We start from the raw sequence: 19,375 nt of genomic DNA, 5'->3' as shown, positions 1-19,375 counted from the left end.
GATGGATTCGATGTGAGCAAAGAACGCGAGCTTATGACATCGACCGGCGCGCGAAGCCATATGTCGTTAGCGCTCGATGAGGCGCGGGCGGCGGCCGAGCGCGGCGAGGTGCCCGTCGGGGCGGTCATCGTATCCGCCTCGGGCGATGTTTTGGTGCTCGCGGGCAACCGTACGCGTGAGCTTAACGACCCGACGGCCCATGCCGAAATTCTGGCGATCCGCGCCGCCTGCTCGGTTCTGGAAACCGAGCGTCTGGTCGATTGCGATCTCTACGTGACATTGGAGCCCTGTCCGATGTGCGCGGCCGCGATCTCCTTCGCGCGTATCCGGCGGCTCTATTACGGGGCTGGCGACCCGAAAAGCGGCGGTGTCGAGCACGGACCGCGCATCTTCAGCCAGCAGACCTGCCATCACGCGCCCGAGGTCTATCCCGGCCTCGCCGAACCCGAGTCCGCCGCACTCCTCAAATCCTTCTTCGCCGCAAAACGCGAACAATAATTTCCCTCGCCCCATGCCCTGCACTTTGCATGGGGAGAGGGTTAGGGTGAGGGGCAGCCGCTTGCTCTGCTGTTGCCGCACTTGACCCCAACCCGCTCCCCCTAAGGACGGGCGAGGAAGGAAGCTTTCGCAACCGCCGTCTAATCGCGCGCCTTCCGGGTGCGCGAAAGCAGACCGCGGCGTTTGCGCTTTGGCGCTTCGAGCACAGTCAGTGGAGCCTCAGCCGGGGCGGTAAGCTCCGGCAGCGTCTCGACCGACAGAACGCGCGTCAGCTGCTGCTTCAGCTTCTCTTTCGCGGGCGCCGCCGCTTCCAGAATTTGATCGAACTTCAAAAAGTCGAGCACCTGATAATGGCTCGTGCCCGCGTTGATCAGAATATCGGGTTGCGCCGATTTCAGCTTTTCCTTGATGATCGTGTGCTCGAACAGAAACGCGCTCGAAAACAATGCTTCGAACGCGGTCGGGTCGGGCCTCCGCGAATTCGGAACCGGCACGCCTGAAACGTCGATTGCGACGACGATGTCCGCTTCACCCATCAAAAGATCAAACGGCAGCGGATTGGTCAGCCCGCCGTCGATCAGCGCCTTGCCCTTATCCATCACAGGCTGAAAAATGACCGGCAGCGCCATGCTCGCCGCGACGGCCGGGCGAAGCGCGCCTTCCGTGAAAACCCGAGGCTCCTGATCGTAAAAATCGGAAGCGACAATCTTGATCGGGATCTGGCATTCGGCGAAATCGCTCTTCACGTCCTTCGGCAGAATGACTTCGAGCATCGTGAGCGGATCGAGGATCGCGTTCCGCCGCCCGAACACACCGATCAATCTTTGAAACGGTTGCGCCGTCGCATTGAACAGATCGCGGATGAGACCGAAGCGCTGCCCAAGGATAAGGCGCGTATGATCGCGCAGATCCTTGCCTGAGATGCCCGACGCATAGGCCGCGCCGTAAAGCGCGCCGATGGACGTGCCCGCGATGACGTTCGGGCGGATGCCCAACTCGTCGAACGCTTCGAGCATCGCGATGTGCGCGAGCCCGCGCGCGCCGCCACCGCCGAGCGCCAGGCCGATCCTGGGCGTCCGCGCCAATTGTTTCCCGTGAATCGGCGGCAGATCGGACGTTTCACCGGTCAAGGGCTTCTCCATCCGCTGTCCGTCCTGAGGACATTCGTTGCTAAAGCTTACCCGCGCCTTTGCAGGGCTCGCCAGCCAATGTCGCTGCGATAAAAGCCCCCGGGCCAATCGATCTTCGCAATGGCCGCATAAGCGGCATCACGCGCTTCCGCGACCGTCCGGCCACGGCCCGTGACGTTCAGAACGCGGCCACCGTCCGCAAGGAGGCGATCGCCGTCGCGACGCGTCCCCGCGTGGAAGATCTCCACATCGGGAATGAGCTTGGCGGCTTCAAGACCCTTGATCTCGGTTCCCTTCGTCGGTGTTCCCGGATAGCCGTTCGCCGCCATGACGACCGTCAGCGCCGCGTCCTCGCTCCAGCGCAGGTCAAAATCTTTGAGCACGCCGTCCGCCGTCGCGAGAAGCGCGGCAAGCAGATCGGATTTCAGCCGCATCATCAGCACCTGCGTTTCGGGATCGCCGAAGCGCACGTTGTATTCGATGAGCTTCGGGCCACTCGCCGTGATCATCAGGCCCGCGAACAGGACGCCTTTGAACGGTGTGCCGCGCTTCGCCATCGTCTCGACCGTCGGCACGATGATCTCGCGCATGACGCGGTCGGTGATCTCCGGCGTCATCACCGGAGCTGGCGAATAGGCGCCCATGCCGCCGGTATTCGGACCTGTGTCGCCCTCGCCGACACGCTTGTGATCCTGCGCGGAAACGAGCGGCAGCGCGGTCTCGCCGTCGCACAGCGCGAAGAAGCTCGCTTCTTCGCCGTCGAGAAATTCCTCGATGACGACTTCGCTTCCGGCCGCACCGAACGCGCCGGAAAAGCACGCGTCGATAGCGGCCTCGGCTTCCTCACGCGTCGTCGCGATGATGACGCCCTTGCCTGCCGCGAGCCCATCGGCCTTGACGACGATTGGCACGCTTTGCGCCGCGAGATACGTTTTCGCCGACGCCGCATCGCTGAAGCGTCCATAAGCGGCGGTCGGAATGTTGGCTTCGCGGCAGAGGTCTTTGGTGAAGCCCTTCGAGCCTTCGAGCTGCGCCGCGGCCTTCGTCGGTCCGAAATAACGGATGCCCGCCACGCCGAGCGCATCGCCAAGCCCCGCGACCAGCGGCGCTTCCGGCCCGATCACCACGAGTTCGATGTTATGCTCTCTGCAGAACCCGATGACGGCCGCATGATCCGCCGGATCGAGCCGCACGCATTCGGCGACGTCGGCGATCCCCGCATTGCCGGGTGCGCAATAAAGTTTGTCGAGCAGAGGACTGGCGCTCAAAGCCCACGCAAGCGCATGTTCCCGGCCGCCCGAGCCGATCAGGAGAAGGTTCATCAGGGTGCCCTATTGCATTTCGGGCCTTGGTGTATCATCGAACCGCAAACAGACAAGACGGCAGACAATTGGCTTCAACACCCCCGACCAGCGACGCCCGCCCCGGCGCCAACGCACCGGAATTCTCGGTCTCGGAGCTTTCGGGCGCCATCAAGCGTGCCCTCGAAGACGGATTCGGCTACGTCCGCTTGCGCGGCGAGATCTCGGGCTATCGCGGCCCGCATGCCTCCGGCCATTGCTATTTCGCCCTGAAGGACGACCGCGCCAAAATCGAGGCCGTCATTTGGAAGGGCAGCTTTGGACGCCTGCGCTTCAAGCCCGAGGAGGGCATGGAGGTCGTCGCCCAGGGCAAGATCACGACGTTTCCAGGCTCATCGAAATATCAGATCGTCATCGAACAGCTCGAGCCTGCGGGCGCCGGCGCGCTGATGGCGTTGCTCGAAGAACGCAAGCGCAAGTTCGCCGCCGAAGGCCTGTTCGAGGAAGCACGCAAGAAGCCGCGCCCGTTTCTGCCGAAGGTCGTGGGCATCGTCACCTCGCCGACTGGCGCCGTCATCCGCGACATGCTGCACGGCTTCAATGAACGCTTTCCGACGTGCGTGCTTTTGTGGCCGGTGCGCGTACAAGGCGAAGGCAGCGCGGCGGAAGTCGCGGCAGCCATTCGCGGTTTCAATGCGCTGGAAATTGGCGGCAAGATCCCGCGACCCGACGTGCTGATCGTGGCGCGGGGCGGCGGCAGCCTCGAAGACCTCTGGAGCTTCAATGAGGAAATCGTCGTGCGCGCCGCTGCCGAGAGCCGCATCCCCCTGATCTCCGCCGTCGGCCACGAAACCGACTGGACGCTGATCGATCTCGTCGCCGATGCGCGCGCGCCGACGCCGACGAAAGCCGCCGAATGGGCGGTGCCGAAATACTCCGAGCTGATCGAAGCGCTCGACAAGTTTCAGCTGCGCAAGCGCACCGCTATTCGCCGCGTGCTGGCCGATACGCGAACGCACCTCAAGGCATCCTCGCGCGGCCTGCCCAAGCTGCAGGACTTGATCGCGCTGCCGCGCCAGCGGTTCGATGCCGTCGACCGCCGCCTGTCGCGCGCGTTGCTCGCCAATACCCGTGCGCACGGCACCCGGCTGGCGCGCGTCAGCGGTCGCCTGAGCGCGCAGCCGATCGTTCAGAAGCATTCCAGATGCCGTGAGAGACTTGACGTTTTGGAGCGCCGCGCCGGGCAGGCGCTGATCAATCGCGTGGCGGTCCGTCGCAGGGATCTGGATGGCAAAAGCGCGCTGCTCAAGTCGTTGGGCTATCAAAGCGTATTGTCGCGAGGCTTCGCGCTGGTTCGCGACGAAACAGGCGTAACCGTCCGTCAGGCGAGGTCGGTTTCCCCAGGTGCGGCGCTGTCCGTTCAGTTCTCGGACGGCCGGATCGGCGTTGTCGCAGACGGCGATCCGGCGACCGGCACCGGGGCAGAATCTGCCGCCGGGACAAAGCCGCCGCGTCAAAAGACCCGCACACGCGGAGGGCAGGGCTCTCTTTTTTAATTCGCCTGAAGTAGGTTAAAAAGATTATGCACGCCGGATTGATTGGATGCCGGGCGGAACACAGCCGCTCACCGTAACATTATGAAGTGTCGAAACCGCACATCGGTACAGAATGAACCGTATTGAGAAATTCTTCGGCGTCCGCAACGAGGCGAAGCTCCGTTATCTCGATGGAGAGTTCGAGGTGTTGACCCCCGGCGAGTTCGTGCGCTGCGCGGTGACGGGCCAGCCGATCTCGCTCGCCAATCTGCGTTATTGGAGCGTCGATGCTCAGGAGGCGTACGCGTCGGCTGAGATTTCGGTGAAGCGCTACCTCGAACTCAAGGCGCAGGACGAGACCCGCTCTTAAGTTCGGATCGCCTCGCGGATCTTCTGTCTCAGGATCGCGAGATCGACGTTTTCAATCACGGTTTCGATTTTGAGCACGCGCGAGCGATCGCGAAGTTCCGCGCTTGCGCCGCTCGCACCTGACAACCGCGCCAGATCTTTTTCCGTCGTCACGAGATCGGCGCTCATGCGCCGCGCGGTATCGACGAGTTCGCGCGCCTCGCTGTCGCTGAACGCATAATGATCGCCGAATGCGCGACGCTCGACAATTATCGCACCGAGACTTTCCAGCATCGCGAAAAAACGCTGCGGATTGGCGATGCCCGCATAAGCGACGAGACGCCGTCCACGCAGGCTCGAGGCATCTTCCGACGCTCGTGTTGTGGCGGAGAGAAGCGGAGCCTGCGTAAGCTTTTGCAACGTCTCTCGAACAGCGCCGTGCGCCGCGTTCGTCTGGCCGGTGATGACGATGACATCCGCAAGCCCAATCTGCGACGCGAGCGGTGCGCGCAGCGGACCTGCCGGAATAACGTGCCCATTTCCGAGACCGCGATCGCCCGATACCACGGCAATCACGAAGTCTTTCGCAAGCGATGGATTCTGCAACCCGTCATCCATGATGATGACGGCGTTGGAGGGGGCTGCTGTCTCGATGAATTGCGCGCCTTTTGCGCGGTCGCGCGAAATGACGGTCGGCGCGGAGCGTGCGAGCAGCAGCGGTTCGTCGCCGACGTCGGCGCTACCATGCACGCCAGGTTCGACTTGGATCGGACCAGGAAGACGTCCGCCATATCCGCGCGACAAAAACCACGGCACGCGTCCCTCGTCGGCGACAAGTCGCGCGACCAGCAACGCCAACGGAGTCTTGCCCGATCCGCCGACCGTGAAATTGCCGATGCAGACGACCGGCAGCCGCGAAGTATAAGAATTTGTCTTGCGAAGGCGCGCGGCGGCGATGCTTCCGATGATGTGCCCAAGCGGCGAAAGCAGCGTCGCTTGCCAATGCCAACCGGCGCCATACCACCAACGCGGTTCACGGCCGGGCAAGGCTCACACCCTCTGTTTCTCGAGAAACGGCTGGATCGCGCCGAGCGTTTTGTCGAGCGCGCCTTTCATGGAATCGAGCGAGCGCTGGGCGCTCGAGCGCATGGCCGCCGCAGCCTGCCGATCGGCATGAAGCCGGGTGACGTGGCGCGCGATGTCGTCGGACGATCGGACCTCGACGGCGCCGCCGTCGCGGATGAGGCTGCGATACGCATCCTTGAAATTGTACGTGTAGGGACCAGTCAGCACGCACGCGTCGAGACGGATGGCTTCGATTGGGTTCTGTCCGCCGTGTTTGACGAGCGAACCGCCGACCAGAGCTACGTCCGAAATCGCGTAAAACGTTCCAAGTTCGCCGATCGTATCGGCGATATAGATTTCCGTTTCCGGAAGAACATCCGCTGAGCGGCTGCGCAGTTGCGTCTTGAGCCCGAGCCCGCCGAGCGACGCTGCGAGGTTCGTCCCGCGCTCGGGATGACGCGGCACGATGATCGTCAGCAGCCCTTCGATGTCGGCGCGCATCAGCGAGTGCGCGGCCGCGATAATCGTGTCTTCGCCGGGATGCGTGCTGGCGGCAAGGAAGACCGGCCGCTGACCGATCGACGCGCGCAACGCTGCTTCCGCTGCGGCGTCGACATGCGGCGGCGGCGAGTCGATCTTGAGGTTGCCCGCCGTGATGACGTGCGGCGCACCAAGACGCTTGATTGCGCGTTCGATGAGTTCGTTCTGAGTGAGAATGGCGGCAAAGCGCGAGAACAGCGGTCGCCCCACACGCGCAAAGCGCCGCCAGCGACTGATGCTTCGCGGCGACATGCGCGCATTGACGAGCACGAGCGGAATGTCCCGGTTTGCCGTTCCAAGCACGAGGTTGGGCCAGATATCGGACTCGGTAAAAATTGCGATCGTCGGCTTCCAGTGATCGAGGAAACGGGCGACATACTGCGGCACGTCGAGCGGCACGTACTGATGAATTGCACGCTCAGGCAGACGGCGCGCCGCGACTTCCGCCGACGTCGTCGTCCCGGTCGTCAGCAGAACCTGGACGCGGGGATTGTCCGAAAGGATGCGCTCGATGAGCGGCATCACGGCGTTCATCTCGCCGACGCTCGCCGCGTGCACCCAGACGACATCGCCCTCTGGCCGCGGCCGTCCCGCGAAACCGAGACGCTCGCCCCGGCGCGGCGCGTCTTCCTTGCCCTGTCGTCCGCGTATGTTGAGCAACATCGGCACGGCGGGCCGGAGCAGGGACGTGCCGGCGCGATAAATATTGAGCACCGGACCAGGCGCTGGCGGTGAGGCGGCCGCGAGAACTTCGAGCGGCGTTGCGCGATTGATATCGCCGCCCGCAAGTTCATACGCTCTGATCGTCGCCGCATTGAGCGATGTTTCGAGTTCGAGGCGCTTGGATTCGAGCACGTCGGCATCGGCGTCGGCCGGAACCTTGATCGGATCGCCCGCGACGAACGCCAGCCGCGAGTACGGCAGATTGAACGTCAATCGGCTCCACGTATCGAAGGACGCGAAATGTTTCGACGCGACCGCCACGGGTACGATGGGCCGTCCCGACATCCGGCCGATGGCGATAATCCCGCCGCCTGCGACGCGCGCTGGGCCGGGCGGAATGTCGGCCGTCATGACCAACGAATAATCATCAGCCAGCGCATTGAGAGACGCGCGCAACGCTGAGGCGCCGCCCCGGTCGCGCCGCCGCGTACCGGCGCCCGCCCCCCGAATCAGTTCGACATCGAGCGCGCGCATCGCTTCGCCGATGAGTTCGGCGTCGCCATGTTTTGCGACCATGGCTGCGACTTTGACATTCTCGGGCCGAAAGCCCGCGACCATCATGAATTGGCCGTGCCAGCAGGCGACGACGCAGGGATGGACGTCCGCGAGCCTCTCCAGAAGGTCTTCCGGCTCGTAGGTTCGCTTGGATGTCCGCTGCACGAGCTGAATGAATCTGGCAAGTGTGCTTCCGCCAAGTCGCACAATCGTCTTCTTCGTCTCGGCCATGCGGCGCGGCTGCCCCTTGCAAATGTGCGGCGAAAGCTCTTCAAGCCGGTAGCCGTTGATCCCCTTGCGGGTCGTAGCTATAGCGAATAACTAGCAAGTTCAATCGAGAACGGTTTCGGCCTTCAGTGAACCAACAAATACATGGACTCTTTCGCGGGAGCATGCATCCGGTGCTGAAAATCGGTCATTCCTCCGCGTTCTGATGGCGAGCCTTCTCAAACGTGTCAAACGCCGTCTGCGGCGGCAAAGCGGTGCACTGCTTGAAAGTGCGACCACCGCACCCCCAGGCTGGCTGCATTCCAAATTTGCCCCCGCATTATGCTATGCGGAAATGCTGTTCGTCGATTATGGAATTGCTCGAATAGCTTATAATAATCGGCACCGCATCTCGAAGGACGTCTGGCGCTCTGCGCAGCCGGCGCCGCATCATGTCGGCTGGCTCGCGCGCCGTGGCGTCAAAACGATCATCAATTTGCGCGGCGAGCAATCCTTCGGAACGCGCTGGCTCGAGCAGCAGGCGTGCGCCCGCCACGGCATCACCCTCGTCGATCTCGCGTTGAAGTCTCGCGCTCCGCCGACGACGGCAGACTTGCGAGCCATGCGCGACGTTCTGAAAAACGTCGAGTACCCGATCCTTCTCCACTGCAAGTCGGGGGCCGATCGCGCCGGCATCATGAGCGTGATCGTCCGGCATGAGCGCGATGGCGTACCCATCGAGGAAGCCAAGAAGCAGCTGTCGTTGCGCTATGGTCATATCCGCAGCGCCGATACCGGCGTGCTCGATGCCGTGTTTGAGCGCTATCTGGACGACAAGGCAAAGACCGGAATCGAATTCTGGGATTGGGTCGAAACCGTTTACGATCCGGAAGAGGTCCGCCGCTCGTTCAAGGCGCGAGGCTGGGCCAACAGATTGACCGACGGCCTTTTGCACCGCGAGTAGCAGCGCCGCGCTCTGAAACCAACGTTGTTACGAAGTCGGGAGCGCCGAGTGCAGACCGGCCAGACCTTTCGGCTCGAGCAGCCGATGCAGGTGCACGATGAAGTAGCGCATCATCGCATTGTCGACGGAACGCTGCGCGGCGCCCTTCCAGGCAACGTAGGCCGATTGATAGTCCGGGAAGATGCCGACGATATCGAGCGTGGACAGATCATGGAACTCGTGACTGTCGAGTGTCTTGAGCTCGCCGCCGAAAACAAGGTGCAGAAGCTGCGGCTGCTTATCCGGAGAATGTGCGCGCTGGGTCATGGGCGAACGAGAGATCCTGAAAGGCGAAAAGCTGAAATTCGCAAAAAGCGCAAGCGGCGTGCGGCGTCAATCGCGGCGTAAGGATTTGAGACGCCGGGAAGCTGATTTTTAGGTCTGCGTTAAACGTATCGGAACGCAATTCTGCTAGAAAATATGAAAATAGCCGGGAACACCGGCCGCTCGAAAAGACGACAGTGAGGCACAACGGCGCGGCGCGAAGGGAAGCCCTTTCGCGCCGTTGTCGTGCCTGCGACCCGCGCGGTCAGCCACGCTCAGCTCAGCCCGGCGAACCACGACAGCGACATGTCGGCGATGAGGCCGAGGAACACCGCGATCCCGACGTCGCGATTGGATTTGAACCGCCTGAGGCAGTTCGAAGGATCATCGATATCGAGCGTCGCGACCTGCCACGACATCTGCAGAAAGACGAGCGTCACGGAAAGAAAGTAGACCAGATGGGCGCCGGCCAGCGCACCGGCAGTCAGCCACAGAATGCCGGCAAGGCCGTAAAACGCGCCGACATACGAGACCGTGTTGTCTCCGAAATGCAGCGCTGTTGATCCAAGTCCGAGCAGCGCGTCGTCTTCTTTGTCCTGATGCGCGTAGATCGTGTCGTAGCCGACGGTCCAGAGCACGCATCCGGCGTAGAGCGCGACTGCGGGCCAATCGAGCGAGCCTTTCTCGGCCGCCCAGCCGACAAGCGCGCCCCAGTTGAACGCAAGCCCGAGAACGATCTGCGGATAGGACGTCACGCGCTTGGCGAACGGATAAACTGCGACGATAAGCAGCGAGGCGATGCCGAGCCAGACCGTAAACCAATTGAACTGCAGTAGGACGGCGAGGCCGACCAGCGCCATGACGACGACGAATTTCAACGCGCCCGCGGGTGTCACCTGACCGGACGGAATAGGACGGCTCGCGGTGCGCTGCACCTTCGCGTCGATAAACCGGTCGACATAATCGTTATAGGCGCAGCCCGACGCGCGCATCGCGAACGCGCCGATAGTGAAGAGCAGAATAGAGCGAAAATCCGGAAACGGCTCGCGCGACGCAACCTGCGCCAGCGTCAGCGACCACCAGCACGGAAAGAGCAGGAGCCACGCCCCGATGGGCCGGTCGAAGCGCCCGAGCCGGAGATAGGGCCGCCATGAAACCGGCGCCCAACGGTCGACCCAGTTGGAGGGCGACGCATCCGCCACGCGCGAATCGGAATTGGTGGAAACTTCGGCTCCCATAGTATGCTCGTTCTCCGACAGCCTGTCCGACGCTATAGAGCCCGGCGGCATGGGGCAGCAAGGCCCTCGCGCCATGCTGTTTGACGCAATTCGAGGCCCGGTTAAGACCGTAACATGGCAATTCGTGACCTGACATCCGAGCGGCTGTTCATCGCTGACGATCTCGCCGCCGGAGTGTCCGTCGAGCTTGCCCAGCAGCAGGCCCACTATCTGACCAATGTCCTCAGGCTCCGGCCCGGCGCCAAACTGTTGGTCTTCAATGGCCGCGACGGAGAGTGGCAGGCGTCGCTGATTGAAAGCCGCAAACGAACCACCGTTCTCGGCATTGAGGAACAAACGCGTCCTCAGGAGCAGGGACCGGACATCGACTACCTGTTCGCCCCCCTGAAGAGGTCGCGCCTGGACTACATGGTCCAGAAGGCAACCGAGATGGGCGTCCGCCGGTTGCGTCCCGTCATCACCGAGCGCACGATTGCCGAGCGCGTCAACAGCGAGCGGATGCTCGCCAACGCCATCGAGGCCGCCGAACAATGCGGCATCCTCCGCGTGCCGGAAGTCGAACCGCCGGTTTCGCTCGAAACCGCCTTGGCCGCCTGGGATCCTGCGCGCGCGTTGATCTACTGCGACGAGCACGAGACGGCCGCTGATCCGATCGCGACGCTCCGCAAAGTCCCTGCTGGGCCTGTCGCCGTGCTCATCGGCCCCGAGGGCGGCTTCTCAAATGGTGAACGAAGCCGGCTTCTGGCGAACTCCTACGTGGTGCCCCTGCCGCTTGGGCCGCGCATCATGCGGGCCGATACGGCCGCCGTCGCCGCCTTGACGCTCGTCAATGCCGTCCTGGGAGACTGGCAGCGGTTGTGAGACAGGCGTTCGCACCACCTTGCCGATCCGATTTTGCCCCTCCATAAGGCTCCAGCTGTGCGGAGTCCGCTTCGCGCTTAATTCAGATTGACCAGGCTACTCGAGTATGTCGACGCGGGAACAGATTGCCGAAAGCGCACGGATCGAGTCGCGTGACGATCTCGTGCGCTGGATCGCGGCAGGCGAGAAGCCGAAGTCCGATTGGCGCATCGGCACCGAGCACGAGAAGTTCGTCTTCCGCACCGTCTCGCTGGCGCCTGTGCCGTACGGCGGCAATGATGGCATCCGCGCCCTGATGGACGAGCTCATCGTGCGCTACGGCTGGGTCGCCATCAAGGAAGGCGACAACGTCATCGCGCTGAAGCGGCCGGATGGCGAAAAGGGCGGCACGATCAGCCTCGAGCCCGGCGGCCAATTCGAATTGTCTGGAGCCCCGCTCGACGACGTGCACGAAACCGCGGTCGAGACGGACGGGCATCTCCGCGAAGTCCTCGATGTCGGCGAAGATCTCGCGATCGGATTTCTCGGTGTCGGCTTCTCGCCCAAGTGGCGCCTCGACGAAGTCCCGCAGATGCCGAAGAAGCGCTATCAGGTGATGACGCGCTACATGCCGTCGGTCGGCAGTCGCGGCCTCGACATGATGTACCGTACGGCGACGGTTCAGGTGAATCTGGACTTCGGCTCGGAAGCGGACATGGTCAAGAAGCTGCGCGTTTCGCTCGCGCTGCAGCCGATCGCGACAGCATTGTTTGCGGCTTCGCCGTTCACCGAAGGCAAGCCGAACGGCTTCCAGTCGCTACGCAGCGAAATCTGGCGCGATACCGACAAGCGGCGTACCGGCATGCTGCCGTTCGCGTTCGAAGACGGTATGGGATACGAGCGCTATGTCGAGTACGCGCTCGACGTGCCGATGTACTTCGTCTACCGCGACGGCAACTACATCGACGTTGCGGGATCATCGTTCCGTGACTTCATGGCGGGCCGTTTGCGCGGCTTCGAAGGCGAATATCCGACGATCGACGATTGGTCCGATCACCTGACGACGCTGTTTCCCGAGGTTCGCCTCAAGCGATTTCTCGAAATGCGCGGCGCTGACGGCGGGCGCTGGGGGTCGATTACGGCACTTCCCGCATTCTGGTCCGGCATCCTCTATGACGAGACGGCGCTCGACCATGCCTGGCAAATGGTTCGCGATTGGACTGCCGAGGAACGCGAATACCTCCGAACTGAAGTTCCGAAATTGGCGCTCGCAACTCCGTTCCGTACGACGACAGTCGGCGATCTTGCGCGGCAGGCGCTGTACATCTCTCGCCTCGGCCTGAAGAACCGCCGCCGCATCAACGCGATGAGCGAGGACGAGAGAATCTATCTCGCCCCTCTCGAGCGCATCGCCGGAGAAGGCCGCACGGTTGCCGACGACCTGCTGCACCGCTACGCGGGCCGCTGGGGTCAGAACATTGACCATATTTTTGAGGAGTTTGCGTTCTAGCATCCGCCTGCGGTATGGGCCGGCTGCGGACGCCAGACTTGCAGTTCAGCCATTGTTCAGGGTTATGGACTTAGTCTCCCGCGTTGGTTTTTGGCCCGCTGTCCCGCATCTCGGCTTGGGACCTGGGGACGGAAGTATGGTGCAGACCGCAGGGAGCAAAAAAGGATTGGCGCGCATTGTCATCCTGCTGGGCCTGATTCTTGCGGCCGTGTCTGGACCGGCCTTCGCAGACCCATGCGCTGACGGCTGCCGCGCTCAACATAACGCCTGCCGCATGAACACGAAGCTGCTGTACTCGCCGCGCTGCGATTCCTCGCTGCAATCGTGCTTGAGCGGATGCTTTGCACAGGATCGGGTCCGTGGCCGGGAGCGAGAAGGACACGCGCCGAAAGAGTTTCGCGGTGCCCCGGAATTTCGCGGGCCTCCGGAGTTTCGGTTGCCAAAATTCCAAGGCCGCTCCGATCATCGCTGAGCGTTCGCCGAAAAGTCTATCTCTACAACATGATGCAACCGGATATTGCTCGCCACACCGCCGCGTGCAAGGATGCTTAACAGCCGCTGCAGTGAGCTTTAAGGCTGCGTGGCGCACGGCCGATTACGGGGTGGTCGCTGAGGAGATGTTTGGCGATGCCACATATCGAGCTGCCTGAACCGGATGCCGGCGTGATCCGTCGCCGCCCGATTTTGATCGAAGATTTGAAAGCCCGTGTCGGCGCGGACCTTCTCATTCTCGACGAGGACGGGCGCCGCGCCTACGAGACCGACGCCTTCACCGCATATCGCAACGTCCCGATGCTCGTCGTGCTGCCGCGCACGACCGAAGACGTTTCGAAGATTCTGAAGTTCTGCCACGAGAACGACGTCAAGGTCATTCCGCGCGGCGCGGGCACGTCGCTCTGCGGCGGCGCGCTGCCGACTGAGGACGCCATCGTCCTCTGCGTTTCGAAAATGAATCGCGTGATCGAGGTCGACTACGTCAATCGCTTCGCGCGCGTCGAAGCCGGTATCACCAATCTCGAAATCACCTCGCGCGTGGCGCCGAAAGGTTTCTTCTACGCGCCCGATCCGTCGTCGCAACTCGCCTGCACCATCGCCGGCAATCTCGCGATGAATTCCGGCGGCGCGCATTGCCTCAAATACGGCGTGACGACCCACAACGTGCTTGGCGTCAAGATGGTGCTGATCGACGGTACGATCGTCGACATCGGCGGCACCTCGCTCGAACGCAACGGCTACGATCTCTTGAGCCTGATGATCGGCTCGGAAGGCCAGCTCGGCGTCGTCACCGAAGCGACCGTCAAAATCCTTCCGTCCGCCGAAGGCGCGCGCCCGCTGATGATCGGCTTCCGCTCGCCGGAAGCTGCGGGCAGTTGCGTTGCCGCGATCATCGCGGCTGGCATCATTCCGGTAGCGATCGAATACATGGACCGAGCCGCAATCGAAGTCTGCGAAGCCTTCGCCGGAGCCGGTTATCCGCTCGATGTGGAAGCCTTGCTGATCGTCGAGGTCGAAGGCTCGGAAAACGAAATCGGCATCCTGCTCGCCCGCATCGCCGAAATCGCGGCGGCGCACGATCCGAAAACCGTCGTCATGAGTTCCGGACCCGAGCAGAGCGCGCGCATCTGGGCCGGGCGCAAGGCCGCCTTCGGCGCCATCGGGCGCATATCCGATTACCTTTGCATGGACGGCACGATCCCGCTCGCGCAGCTTCCGCACGCGTTGACGCGCATCAGCCAGATTTGCGCCGAGCACGATTTGAAAGTCGCCAACATCTTCCACGCGGGCGACGGCAACCTGCATCCGCTGATCCTCTATGATGCGAACGACGACAGCCAAGCCGATCGCGCCGAAGCTGCCGGCGAAGCGATCCTCAAGCTTTGCGTCGAGCTGGGCGGCTGCCTCACCGGCGAGCATGGCGTGGGCATCGAAAAGCGCGAGCTGATGGCATCGCAATTTTCTGCGACCGATCTTGCAGTTCAGATGCGCATTAAAACCGTGTTCGATCCGACGTGGCGTTTGAACCCGGCAAAAGTTTTCCCGCTGGCGGCGACAGAGACGATGCGCTCGGGCCGCGCCGCGAGCACGCCTGAGGCCGCCTAGCACATGGTGCGTTCGTGACCGAACTTTTGCGACCAGCAGCCGAATGGGAGTTGCAGTCGATGATCGCGAAGCTCGCCGCGCAGAAACGGCGTGTCGAGATCGTCGGCCACGGCGCGTTGCGGAACGCCGGCCGCGTCGCGCGCTCCGATGTCGTGCTGTCGACGGCGGGCCTCAAAGGCGTCACGCTTTACGAGCCGACCGAGATCGTGATGTCGGCGCGCGCCGGAACACCGGTCTATGAAATTGAATCGCTGCTCGCCGCACGCGGCCAAATGCTCGCCTTCGAGCCGATCGATCTCGGACCCGCAACCGGCGCTCCGGGTGGCGCGTTGTCGATCGGCGGCGTCTTCTCGACCAACTTCTCCGGCTCGCGCCGCATTCTCGCAGGAAGCGCACGCGACAACCTTCTCGGCGTTCGGGCCGTCAACGGCCGCGGCGAACTCTTCAAGTCCGGCGGCCGCGTGATGAAGAACGTCACCGGCCTCGACATCGCGCGCGGATTGACCGGCAGCTGGGGCACGCTCGCGGTGATGACCGAAGTGACGTTCAAGGTCGCCCCGTTGCCGCAGACGATGCTGACGCTCGCTTATACCGGCTTGCCCGACGATCTTGCGATCGAAGCGCTGACGACGACGATGGCGACGCCGCTCGAAGTCTCCGGCGCCGTGCATCTGCCGAAAGGTAGCGCCGCGCGTCTGAGGCAGGCAAAACTGAAGGGCATCGATCAGCCCGTCACGCTGTTGCGACTGGAAACGTTCTCGGCCGCAATCGAAGGCCGCAAGGAAAAGCTCAAGGCCGCATTGAAGGTCTACGGCACGCCGATCGAACTCGACGCCGAGGAAACCTGGAGTCTGTGGAGCGAATTCCGCACGCTGTCGGTCATGCCGTTCTCGACCGAAACGAGCCTCTGGCGGATTTCGACGCTGCCGACGAAGGCCGCCGAAATCGTATTCGCGATCGAAAAATTCATGGACGCCACGGCATTCTATGATTGGGGCGGCGGGCTGATCTGGCTCGAGGTTCCCGCTGCCGCTGACGCCGGTGCCGCCGATGTCCGTCGCGCGGTATCCGTTCGCGGCGGCCATGCGACGCTCATTCGTGCGCAACCGGAAGTCCGCGCCAGCGTCGATGTATTCGAACCGCTGAAGCCCGAAATCGAACGATTGACACGCGGGGTCAAGTCCGCGTTCGATCCCGATGGACTTCTCAATCGCGGGCGCATGTACGCTAATCTATAGGCTCTTCTGTCTGACAGTCAGGCGCAATGCACACCAGCTTTTCAAAAGCGCAGCTTGAGAATCCCGAAATCGCGCGAGCGGAGCGCATTCTGCGCCGCTGCGTCCATTGCGGGCTCTGCACGGCGACGTGCCCGACGTATGTCGTACTCGGCGACGAGCGCGATAGTCCGCGCGGGCGCATCTACGCCATCAAGGACATGCTCGAAAAGGGCATCGACGCGAAGCCGGAAGTCTCGAAGCATATCGATCGCTGCCTCACGTGTCTGTCATGCATGACGACGTGCCCGTCTGGCGTCGATTACATGCATCTCGTCGAGATCGCGCGCGGTCACATCGAAAAGACCGGCAATCGCAGCCTGAAAGATCGCCTGATCCGCCGCGCGCTCGCGGAAATCATTCCTTATCCGCGCCGCTTCCGCTGGGCGATGCGCGCCGCGCCGCTGGGACGCCGAATGGCTCCCGTCTTTCGCGCGCTCAAGATGCCGGAGCTGGCCGCGATGGTCGATCTCGCACCGGCCGACGCGCCTCATGGCGGACGCTTTCGCGGCCCCGGAACGGCGTCGCCGACAGGAGTTCGCACGGGCCGCGTGCTTCTTCTCGCCGGTTGCGCGCAACAGGTTCTGCGACCCCAGATCAACGACGCGACGATCCGGCTTTTCGCGCGCGGCGGCATCGACGTGATTGTCGCGAACGGCGCCGGATGCTGCGGAGCATTGAGCCAGCACATCGGACGCGAGGAGGAGGCAGTCAAGTTCGCCCGCGCCAACGTCGCGGCCTGGAGCAAGGAAATCGCCAAGGGCGGTGTCGATGCCATCATCATCAACACCTCGGGCTGCGGCACGACGGTGAAGGATTACGGCCATCTGCTGCGCCACGAAACCGAGTTCGCCAAACGCGCCAAGGACATCGCGGCAATGGCGAAGGACGTGACCGAATTTCTCGACGGCCACGATTTCGGAGCGCCGAAACGCTGGTCGAGTCTCAAGGTCGCGTATCACTCGGCCTGCTCGCTGCAGCACGGACAGCGGGTCACGTCTCAGCCGAAATCGCTTCTGAAAAAAGCGGGCTTCACGGTCCTCGATATCCCCGAAAGCCATCTCTGCTGCGGCTCGGCGGGGATTTACAACATTGTGCAGCCCGAGATCGCGGGTGCGCTACGTGACCGCAAGGCGGGAAATATCAAGACGCTCCGCCCCGACGTCGTGGCAGCAGGGAACATCGGCTGCATTCAGCAATTGCAGTCGGGGTTGGACATCCCCGTCGTTCACACCATCGAGCTGCTCGACTGGGCACACGGCGGTCCCGTGCCGCCCGGCCTTGAAGGTCTCGCGCAATATTCGACGGACGTTCCGCAACCCAAGCGCAGTGTTGAGGACTATATCGGAGCATGAACGTCATCGATAAGGACACGGCTGCGCGTTCAGCGCTCGAGGCTGAGCTTCGCGCACGCATTCGCGGCAAGGCCAAGCCCGTCGGCTCGCTCGGCCGCATCGAAGATCTTGCGCTGCAGGTCGGCATGGTGAGCGGCTCGCTGCGCCCGGATCTCGGCCACGCGAAAATCCTCGTCTTCGCTGCCGATCACGGTCTGACCGCGGAAGGCGTGACCGCGTACCCCTCGGCCGTCACGCGCGAGATCGCGAAAATGGTTCTGGCGGGCAGCGCCGGCATCAATGTCTTCGCGCGCGCTTCCGGCATCGATGTCGTGCTTGTCGATGCGGGCATGATCGAACCGTTGCCCGCGCATGATCATTTGATCGAGCGCCGCATCGCAGCCGGAACAAAAAATTCAAACGTCGAACCGGCCATGACGCCGGACGAATGCACCAGAGCGCTCGAAGCCGGACGCGCGATCGACGCCGGGCTTCAAGGCGTCGGCATCGTCGGATACGGTGAGATCGGCATTGGCAACACCAGCGCCGCCGCGCTCGTCGCGCACGCGCTGACCGGGATCGATCTTGCCCTGCTCGTCGGCCCGGGTGCGGGCGCACCGGCGCTCGGCCTCGACCACAAACGCAAAACGCTTCAGTCTGTAGTATCGCGCGCCAACATCCGCGAAGACGATCCGCGCCAGCGCGCCCGCGAAGCGCTCCGGCAATTCGGTGGATTCGAAATCGCGATGATGGCAGGCGCGATGACGGCCGCTGCGGCCGCACGCCGGATCATCGTCGTCGACGGCTTCATCTCGACGGTGGCGGCGCTCGCGGCAATCGCGCTTCATCCCGAAACACGAACGTGCTGTGTCTTCGCACACTGCTCCGCCGAACCCGGTCACAAGGCGATCCTTGAATACCTCGGCGCGAAGCCGCTGCTCGCGCTCGACATGCGTCTTGGCGAAGGAACCGGCGCGGCGCTTGCGATCCCGCTCGTCCGCGCGGCGGAATTGATGTTGCGCGACATGGCCGATCTGCCGGGCGAGCATCCGGCATGATTGCCCGCGAAGTCCGGTTCTTCAAAATTGCGTTGCAATTCCTGACCCAGCTGCCGGTTGGGTCGATCGGCGACTGCCCGCCGGATTGGCTCGCGCGGTCCGCGAAATACATGCCGCTGGTCGGTGTCATCGTTGGTGCCATCGCCGGCGCGGCCATCGTCTTGAGCGCAGCATTCCTGCCCGCGCCGTTGCCGACGGTCATTGGCATCGTCGTCGCCATCGCGATCACCGGCGCATTGCATGAGGACGGCCTCGCCGATACGACGGACGCCTTCGGCGGTGGACGCACGCGCGAGCGCCGCCTCGAAATCATGCGCGACAGCCGCATCGGTACGTATGGCACTCTCGCGTTGATCTCCGTGCTCGCTTTGAAAGGCGCGGCGCTCGTTGCGCTGACCCCGTGGAATGCGGCGCTCGTCATGGTCGCCGGACATGCGGGCGCCCGCCTCGCCACCATCGTTACGATGTCGAGGTTGCCCCACGCCGGCGGCGGCGTCGCCAAGGTCAGCCAGAAGATCTCCGAGTTGACGGTATCCGAGATCGCCGTGGCGCTGGCTTTAGGGTTAATTCCGGGGTTTCTACTCTTGGGCGCGACGACGTTCATTGCTGCGGCGCTGTTCGCATTCGCTGCTGCGAGCATCATCGCTTTGATCGCCCGGCGTAAAATCGCTGGATATACAGGCGACGTTCTGGGCGCGGTCGAACAGGTTTTCGAAGCGGCCTTCTTCGTCGCCGCAACGGCGCTCATCGTCGGGCCGCACTGACCGCGTGCGCTTGCAGCGCAAACCCCTCGCGTCTTGCCAAATGTCAAAGCGCCAGCCGGTCAAATTGCGATTTGATCCCGAGCGAAACGATGCAATGATTGCCTCGCGGCAGATGCGACTGGGCAGAGGGTAATCAGAAATCGCCTGT

General features: G+C 63.0%; 17 protein-coding genes. 11 read left to right on the top strand and 6 right to left on the bottom strand.

Features of this window, described 5'->3' with window-relative positions:
- Nucleotides 1–60: 60 nt before the first annotated feature.
- The gene (locus HDEN_RS12795; protein ID WP_013216548.1) at nt 61–498 is read left to right on the top strand and encodes a nucleoside deaminase; all 438 of its coding nucleotides are present in this window, start codon (nt 61–63) and stop codon (nt 496–498) included.
- A 140-nt stretch (nt 499–638) separates the two neighbouring features.
- On the opposite strand, the gene HDEN_RS12790 is transcribed toward HDEN_RS12795, so the two are convergent.
- Both HDEN_RS12790 and purD read right to left on the bottom strand, forming a co-directional pair.
- A complete protein-coding gene (locus tag HDEN_RS12790; RefSeq protein WP_245256636.1) occupies nt 639–1,628 on the bottom strand; it encodes a patatin-like phospholipase family protein in 990 nt (329 codons plus the stop codon).
- A gap of 47 nt (nt 1,629–1,675) precedes the next feature.
- Nucleotides 1,676–2,950 (bottom strand): phosphoribosylamine--glycine ligase, encoded by a 1,275-nt coding sequence (purD, locus tag HDEN_RS12785; protein WP_013216546.1) that lies wholly within the window; start codon nt 2,948–2,950, stop codon nt 1,676–1,678.
- Between the two features lie 68 nt (nt 2,951–3,018).
- Here purD and xseA point away from each other — a divergent pair, with 68 nt between their 5' ends.
- Together xseA and HDEN_RS12775 are read left to right on the top strand one after the other, a co-directional pair.
- Nucleotides 3,019–4,485: an exodeoxyribonuclease VII large subunit gene (gene xseA, locus HDEN_RS12780; protein WP_013216545.1), complete on the top strand. Its 1,467-nt coding sequence runs from the start codon at nt 3,019–3,021 to the stop codon at nt 4,483–4,485.
- Nucleotides 4,486–4,597: 112 nt separating this feature from the next.
- On the top strand, nt 4,598–4,834 hold the full coding sequence (locus HDEN_RS12775) for a DUF2093 domain-containing protein (protein WP_013216544.1): 237 nt from the start codon (nt 4,598–4,600) through the stop codon (nt 4,832–4,834).
- Here the strand turns inward: HDEN_RS12775 and lpxK are convergent.
- Both lpxK and HDEN_RS17790 read right to left on the bottom strand, forming a co-directional pair.
- A complete protein-coding gene (lpxK, locus tag HDEN_RS12770) occupies nt 4,831–5,859 on the bottom strand; it encodes a tetraacyldisaccharide 4'-kinase (protein WP_013216543.1) in 1,029 nt (342 codons plus the stop codon). The genes HDEN_RS12775 and lpxK overlap by 4 nt on opposite strands.
- A 3-nt stretch (nt 5,860–5,862) precedes the next feature.
- A complete protein-coding gene (locus HDEN_RS17790; RefSeq protein WP_013216542.1) occupies nt 5,863–7,866 on the bottom strand; it encodes a glycosyltransferase N-terminal domain-containing protein in 2,004 nt (667 codons plus the stop codon).
- A gap of 331 nt (nt 7,867–8,197) precedes the next feature.
- Between HDEN_RS17790 and HDEN_RS12760 the strand changes: the two genes are divergently transcribed.
- Nucleotides 8,198–8,806: a protein tyrosine phosphatase family protein gene (locus HDEN_RS12760; RefSeq protein ID WP_245256635.1), complete on the top strand. Its 609-nt coding sequence runs from the start codon at nt 8,198–8,200 to the stop codon at nt 8,804–8,806.
- Nucleotides 8,807–8,833: 27 nt separating this feature from the next.
- Here the strand turns inward: HDEN_RS12760 and HDEN_RS12755 are convergent, their stop codons facing one another.
- Both HDEN_RS12755 and ubiA read right to left on the bottom strand, forming a co-directional pair.
- Nucleotides 8,834–9,112 carry a DUF4170 domain-containing protein gene (locus tag HDEN_RS12755; protein ID WP_013216540.1) on the bottom strand — a complete coding sequence of 93 codons (279 nt, stop codon included), beginning with the start codon at nt 9,110–9,112 and terminating at the stop codon, nt 8,834–8,836.
- Between the two features lie 272 nt (nt 9,113–9,384).
- The gene (ubiA, locus tag HDEN_RS12750) at nt 9,385–10,347 is read right to left on the bottom strand and encodes a 4-hydroxybenzoate octaprenyltransferase (protein ID WP_013216539.1); all 963 of its coding nucleotides are present in this window, start codon (nt 10,345–10,347) and stop codon (nt 9,385–9,387) included.
- A 114-nt stretch (nt 10,348–10,461) separates the two neighbouring features.
- Between ubiA and HDEN_RS12745 the strand changes: the two genes are divergently transcribed.
- The 7 genes from HDEN_RS12745 to cobS all read left to right on the top strand — a co-directional run bounded on the left by HDEN_RS12745 (nt 10,462) and on the right by cobS (nt 19,227).
- Nucleotides 10,462–11,208, top strand: coding sequence for a 16S rRNA (uracil(1498)-N(3))-methyltransferase (locus HDEN_RS12745; RefSeq protein ID WP_013216538.1), 747 nt, complete (start codon nt 10,462–10,464; stop codon nt 11,206–11,208).
- 106 nt (nt 11,209–11,314) lie between these two features.
- Nucleotides 11,315–12,697 (top strand): glutamate--cysteine ligase, encoded by a 1,383-nt coding sequence (locus HDEN_RS12740; RefSeq protein WP_013216537.1) that lies wholly within the window; start codon nt 11,315–11,317, stop codon nt 12,695–12,697.
- A gap of 627 nt (nt 12,698–13,324) precedes the next feature.
- Complete coding sequence (locus HDEN_RS12730) at nt 13,325–14,797, top strand: FAD-binding oxidoreductase (protein WP_013216536.1); 1,473 nt, start codon at nt 13,325–13,327, stop codon at nt 14,795–14,797.
- Between the two features lie 14 nt (nt 14,798–14,811).
- Nucleotides 14,812–16,035: an FAD-binding protein gene (locus HDEN_RS12725; protein ID WP_041921661.1), complete on the top strand. Its 1,224-nt coding sequence runs from the start codon at nt 14,812–14,814 to the stop codon at nt 16,033–16,035.
- A 26-nt stretch (nt 16,036–16,061) separates the two neighbouring features.
- On the top strand, nt 16,062–17,426 hold the full coding sequence (gene glcF / locus HDEN_RS12720; RefSeq protein WP_013216534.1) for a glycolate oxidase subunit GlcF: 1,365 nt from the start codon (nt 16,062–16,064) through the stop codon (nt 17,424–17,426).
- Nucleotides 17,423–18,463, top strand: a complete 1,041-nt coding sequence (cobT, locus tag HDEN_RS12715) for a nicotinate-nucleotide--dimethylbenzimidazole phosphoribosyltransferase (protein ID WP_013216533.1) — start codon at nt 17,423–17,425, stop codon at nt 18,461–18,463. Before glcF ends, cobT begins: the two co-directional genes overlap by 4 nt.
- Nucleotides 18,460–19,227 carry an adenosylcobinamide-GDP ribazoletransferase gene (gene cobS, locus HDEN_RS12710; RefSeq protein WP_013216532.1) on the top strand — a complete coding sequence of 256 codons (768 nt, stop codon included), beginning with the start codon at nt 18,460–18,462 and terminating at the stop codon, nt 19,225–19,227. The genes cobT and cobS overlap by 4 nt, the downstream gene beginning before the upstream one ends.
- The last annotated feature ends 148 nt before the right edge of the window (nt 19,228–19,375 follow it).

The sequence above is a fragment of the Hyphomicrobium denitrificans ATCC 51888 genome (assembly GCF_000143145.1).
GTDB classification, from domain to species: domain Bacteria; phylum Pseudomonadota; class Alphaproteobacteria; order Rhizobiales; family Hyphomicrobiaceae; genus Hyphomicrobium_B; species Hyphomicrobium_B denitrificans.
This window is presented reverse-complemented; position numbering and strand designations above follow the sequence as displayed.